Annotated in this window: 8 protein-coding genes and 1 pseudogene; all 9 read right to left on the reverse strand. The window is 41.5% G+C overall.

Annotation, left to right across the window (positions count from 1 at the left end):
• Nucleotides 1-360: hypothetical protein (locus H5180_RS23195; RefSeq protein ID WP_182759239.1), on the reverse strand; the 360-nt coding region annotated here is incomplete at its 3' end.
• Between the two features lie 275 nt (nucleotides 361-635).
• On the reverse strand, nucleotides 636-848 hold the full coding sequence (locus tag H5180_RS23850) for an MbeD/MobD family mobilization/exclusion protein (protein ID WP_220493181.1): 213 nt from the start codon (nucleotides 846-848) through the stop codon (nucleotides 636-638).
• Nucleotides 849-1,421 carry an MbeB family mobilization protein gene (locus tag H5180_RS23855; protein ID WP_404936352.1) on the reverse strand — a complete coding sequence of 191 codons (573 nt, stop codon included), beginning with the start codon at nucleotides 1,419-1,421 and terminating at the stop codon, nucleotides 849-851.
• A gap of 208 nt (nucleotides 1,422-1,629) precedes the next feature.
• Nucleotides 1,630-2,016 (reverse strand): annotated as a pseudogene (locus H5180_RS23860) (relaxase/mobilization nuclease domain-containing protein); the annotation flags it as partial.
• Nucleotides 2,006-2,332: a MobC family plasmid mobilization relaxosome protein gene (locus H5180_RS23205; protein ID WP_182759241.1), complete on the reverse strand. Its 327-nt coding sequence runs from the start codon at nucleotides 2,330-2,332 to the stop codon at nucleotides 2,006-2,008. The gene H5180_RS23205 and the pseudogene H5180_RS23860, both read right to left, overlap by 11 nt.
• Complete coding sequence (locus tag H5180_RS23210) at nucleotides 2,332-2,598, reverse strand: hypothetical protein (protein WP_182759242.1); 267 nt, start codon at nucleotides 2,596-2,598, stop codon at nucleotides 2,332-2,334. Before H5180_RS23210 ends, H5180_RS23205 begins: the two co-directional genes overlap by 1 nt.
• An 18-nt stretch (nucleotides 2,599-2,616) precedes the next feature.
• Nucleotides 2,617-2,832 (reverse strand): hypothetical protein, encoded by a 216-nt coding sequence (locus H5180_RS23215; protein ID WP_182759243.1) that lies wholly within the window; start codon nucleotides 2,830-2,832, stop codon nucleotides 2,617-2,619.
• 454 nt (nucleotides 2,833-3,286) lie between these two features.
• Nucleotides 3,287-4,234 (reverse strand): replication initiation protein, encoded by a 948-nt coding sequence (locus H5180_RS23220; protein WP_182759244.1) that lies wholly within the window; start codon nucleotides 4,232-4,234, stop codon nucleotides 3,287-3,289.
• A 186-nt stretch (nucleotides 4,235-4,420) separates the two neighbouring features.
• Nucleotides 4,421-4,741, reverse strand: a complete 321-nt coding sequence (locus tag H5180_RS23225) for a hypothetical protein (protein WP_182759245.1) — start codon at nucleotides 4,739-4,741, stop codon at nucleotides 4,421-4,423.
• Between the last annotated feature and the right edge of the window lie 179 nt (nucleotides 4,742-4,920).

Genomic DNA, 4,920 nt, shown 5'->3' on the forward strand with positions numbered 1-4,920 from the left:
TTCTATTACTTCAAAACGGAAACTTGAAATTTCAGGTGAATATTCAAAGTTACTAGGCATGCTGAATACATATTCTCCTTTCGGTATATTTCTTATGCTAGCAGGCCAAAACTCATGAGTATTAACAGGTGAATTAAGCTTATCGTATGCAGTAATTTTAACCTGCACACCTACAGGTATCTCACAGCTATTTTCTATCACACCCACGCCACCCATGAACCAACATGGCTTATGGGCTGAGTTACACTTATCGACAAATTTTCCATTTACATTTTTCACAGAAATTGCCTGGATATTACATTCAGACATAGCAAATCCACTAAAAAAAATTAATGAAAAAATTAAAATTGAAATACGCATCAGCAGCCCACATCATCAATAGATAATTCGAAGGATTTGGCTAAAAAACTTTGGGTATCCATTATGACTCAGTCCTTTAAATCTAAGTTGTTTAGATGCATAGTAACCGAGCGGGTAAACCTATGCAACACATTGAAATATTGACTAAATCGTCAATAACTTAATCATTAGCAACAACACTTCCTAAAATTCAAAAACTTAACATCAAGGCAGTTTTAAAATAAATTTTTATCTAACTAATCCTCGAGTGATATTCGCATTTTTATCTAACCTCATCATCTTTTCTGTTTGTTCAATAGCTGCGCCAAGCTCTTCACTTGCAAGACCAAGTTCTGTACTTGCTCTCTTAATTGATGATTCTCGGCTGAGGTAGTCTCGAACATTTGCTGTAAAGCCGCATAAGCTTTCGATAACTCTTTGCTTTGCAACTCTTGCTGCTGTTGAAATTCTGTTACAGATTTTAGTAACTGTGACTCTAATTCCGTCATTTATTTTTTCTCCATCTCGACTACGTTCTGGCCGTTTGATTCCCATTGCTGGCTGAGTTTCCTGTTTTTCGGAAACAGTATGTATTGCTTGCCGCTTTGCTCTACGAGCTTCACCCCGAACGTTTGATTCTGTAACGATTTCAAGGTTTGTTCTTGTTGCTGTATCGCTGCTAAGTTCTCGGCTATCTTGTTGCTTTGATACCACAGAACCCCCTGCATCGAGACTAGAACGATTATTATCGTTAGGAGCAAGTACATCCATGTGCTCAGGGCTGTTGATCTCATGCTGGACGCTTGAGAGCGCAATTCCTGCGTTACTGCGTGGATATCTGCGCTGATTATGCTCTGAGAGCCTTTTAATTCCCTCTGCAAGCTCTTGGTGTGCTCGTTGAATTCGTTGCTCAGTCGCAGCTTCGTAAGCCTTAGCTGCTCGTTCGATTGCTGCTCCAGTTTCTTCGTTAAATTTAAAATCTCGTTCATAGATAGCCCCTTTGAGCCGTATGTTTTTGCCGCCATCTGGATCAGCAATTGATATTGAATTCTTGGTTTCTCTGGCGACCGAAAAACCCGCATCAGATAGCGTTTTAACCACGTCTGCGCGATTAGTGATTAACCCGTTAGCCATGACCGTCATTAGGCTGCTTGTAATCGTTTCAGCTGCTTTTTTTCGGTTTTCAGGTAGGTTACGTGGCGTAACCAATGAACGATGATTTAAGGGGCTGTCAGGATCAGTCAATTTGTATGTGTGATTAGTAATGTTTTTCCAGTTATTAACCCGCTTTAAATCGCGTTTGTGATACCACGGCTGCAAGCGTTTACCGCTCTGTAGCTCGATGTTAGGCATCACAAAATTCAGCTCTAGGCGATCTTTGTCTCGATGTTCAACCCATAAACATGCGTATTGATCTCCGTCCATGCCTGGGAGAAGTATCTTTTCAAAATCTGACATGATTTTGTCTTTAGATTCTCGGTCTAAATCGGGTTCTGAAAATGACAAAACACCACTCGTATATTTCTTGGCATACGGGCTAGCGTCAATGATGGCAATGATCGCCTCAGGATCACCTCTATCGAGGGTTGCTTGCTCACGGTCGCGCTCTTTGCCCAGCAAATAATCAATCGGGCCATTACCGACGCCTGAGCCCCTTGCGTGAAATTTAACAATCATTTGAATGCCCCTTTTTGATTTCAGCCAAGTGTCTTTCAATGCTCACAAGCTCAGTAATGACGCGACTTTTGTCGATGCTGCTCCACTTACCTTGGTTCACTGCGCGAGCTATCTGGTTTAAATTGTTCCCGACACCAGTCAACTGGCGTTGCAGCTCTGGGCTGACTGTGGGCAATGGTGCGGCTCGTTTCGCTGGAACGCCAAGGCATGTCTCACGAATCCACTCTGCCAAGCGCAGTTTTGTAGAACGTTCGATTAGCGTGTCGTATTCAGCATCAGTGCAGCGGATCTTAATGACTCGTTCGCGCTTTTCCATTACTTGGCCGCCTGAAATACGGCCTCAGCAAGCCTTTCAATCGCTGATTTATCCAAATTTAGGCTTGAGTCTGGATGACCAATCAAACGCTTTAGCGTGTTGATGTCCTCACGGTTAAAAGTAACTGTTACTGTTATCGCTGATTTTCGAGCACGATAAGCGGCCTGCTTTTCGGCTGCGGTCATTGCACGGCCAGTTACTGGACGGCCACGCTTAGATTTCTGTGGGATTAAATCAACAGTACGATCATCAAATTTATCTTTCATGTTAGGCTCCTGTTTGATTTAAAGAGTCGCGCTTTTAAAGCCATTTTCGATAATCATCTGAACTCTGGGTTCATTGATTAACCAGCGAGAACCCTCACTTTTCCAAGTGCCATTAGCTTGCTGATATTCGACATCTGCAACACGGCTGATGAAACCCAAGTTAGTCGAATAAACTTTCTCGACTGCGCATGATGTACGAATATTTTTGTTTTCGTTGTATGTGTAATCAAGCATATGTTGCAATCCTATTTAGAGTAACAGTTACGATAAAAGTTAAGGTTTTGATCAGGCTCTCAGGGGGTTTCGGGGGGGATTTATCACCCCTGAACCAGACACACAGATGACCAAAGGAGCGAAGCGACTGTAGGGCACTCTGTGTATGCTGGCTTAAAGCACTAGAGACAGTATAAATCACTAATCAATAACTAGCAAGATTTTAGTAACAGTTACTTTATTTGATATATTTTTGGAGGGGTAATGACTAAGTAACTAATTCAGAGGGGATAAGGGTGTTATATTTTTCTAAGTAAGATATGGGATAGTAACAGATAAGGTAACTGTTACTAAAAGAGATGGGCTATTATCTGATATGGCTTGTTTCACGATCGCTATTTGGGTGTGTGTTGTCTAGCAGAGAAAAAGCACCCCTTTCGGGGCTATTATCTGATATGGCTTGTTTTCGCGATCGCTATTTTGAAATCTGAGAGTATTTGCTTACGGTACTGGCTGAGATTTTAAGATCCTCGGCTATAACTGCATGGCTATAACCTTTATATTTTAGGCTGTGTACGGCCTCCCATAGCTCCCAGTTAACCTTGTTTGTCCCTAGCGGCCTACCGCCACCCTTTGATTTTCTACCGCCCTTAGCGCCTTGTCTGGCTTGCCATGCGCTAAAACCTGCGGCACTAAACTTCTTGTGCGTCCAACTAGCAATTGATTTGGCTGTGGCTCTAACTTCAGATAATGGTAACGGTGACGTAAACTCACGGTTGTTATACCCCTCCGCCCTTGTTAAAACAGCCTCATGCCAGCGCTCGTACTCTGGATAGCCCTGCCTAATAGCTTTAAAAGCCCATTTCGAGAGGTAATCGAATAGATTGCAGTTTCGACCTAGCCCATTGCTAGGTAGTCGCTTTGAGCCGCTGTAGACGCTTAAATCGAGATAGTCGGCTAACCAGTCCAGTGTGTATGGATTTGGCTCCCAAACAGAAACGAGCCAATGTGGATTTAACGGGTTTTTGCAGATCAGGCCTGTGTACCCCTCATCTGCGCCCAATTTAGCCCTTAGGGCTGATTCTACGGCAGCAGCATAGCGCAAAGCCTTACTACTTCCATCGGGTGCGGTTCTTACAGGAATTTCTAGGCCGTAAATTAAGTGGGCGTGACCATTTTCACGATTTGTAGCAACTATATTTGGTGCCGGTGCGCCCAAATCATCCCAACACATAGTTGCACCAAGACGATCTATATCAAACACCAACCAATATTTATGCGTCGGTCCGTTATGTTGTATGTACCGAAATTTAGAAGCCTTGCTAGATGAAACGATTTTCAATCCAGTTGACAAATCATCTGTGTGATATGGTTTTTTTGGTAAGCGCTGTTCAAACAACGTTAATTGATGGGCTGTATTCAAAAACCACCGCTCAAATGGCGGTTATTAGGTTGATATGTATGATCCATGTGTTAATATTCTCTTAGGATTTATCCTGACCCTGAACTCACATATCTTCCGCCAAGTTGATTGATGTGATTCGGGGTTTTGTTTTTCTAGCGTTAGATTACGCTATCTAAGCTTTTTTGCAGCTATTACTTAGAAAAATCATTTTATTAAAGTGAAAGTTACAGGGTAAAAATGATCACTAGCGTAACTTCTCAACTTCTTAGCTAAAGGCATTTTGGGAAACAAGCCATCTATCATGTAGGTCATAATCTCAGTTGGAATCATTTTTATCTTCCCATCATCAATCAGCTTACAAATAACTTCTGCGGCTTCTTCAGAAATATTATTCCAAAAAACTACACCTTTATTGTTAGGATCCCTTAAGGCCAACTTTCCATCAAATCCCTCAACATGCTTAGAAAGATCAGAAAAAGAAGTTTTATCGTAATTTGCAATACACTCTATTATTCTATTTTCCATTATAATTAAATCTCCAATTATTTATTACAATATAGTGGGTTACCAAACTTTAACTTCTATTACTTCAAAACGGAAACTTGAAATTTCAGGTGAATATTCAAAGTTACTAGGCATGCTGAATACATATTCTCCTTTCGGTATATTTCTTATGCTAGCAGGCCAAAACTCATGAGTATTAA

Origin of the sequence: Pseudoalteromonas sp. SR41-4 (assembly GCF_014163985.1) — a bacterium.
Taxonomy (GTDB): Bacteria; Pseudomonadota; Gammaproteobacteria; order Enterobacterales; family Alteromonadaceae; genus Pseudoalteromonas; species Pseudoalteromonas rhizosphaerae.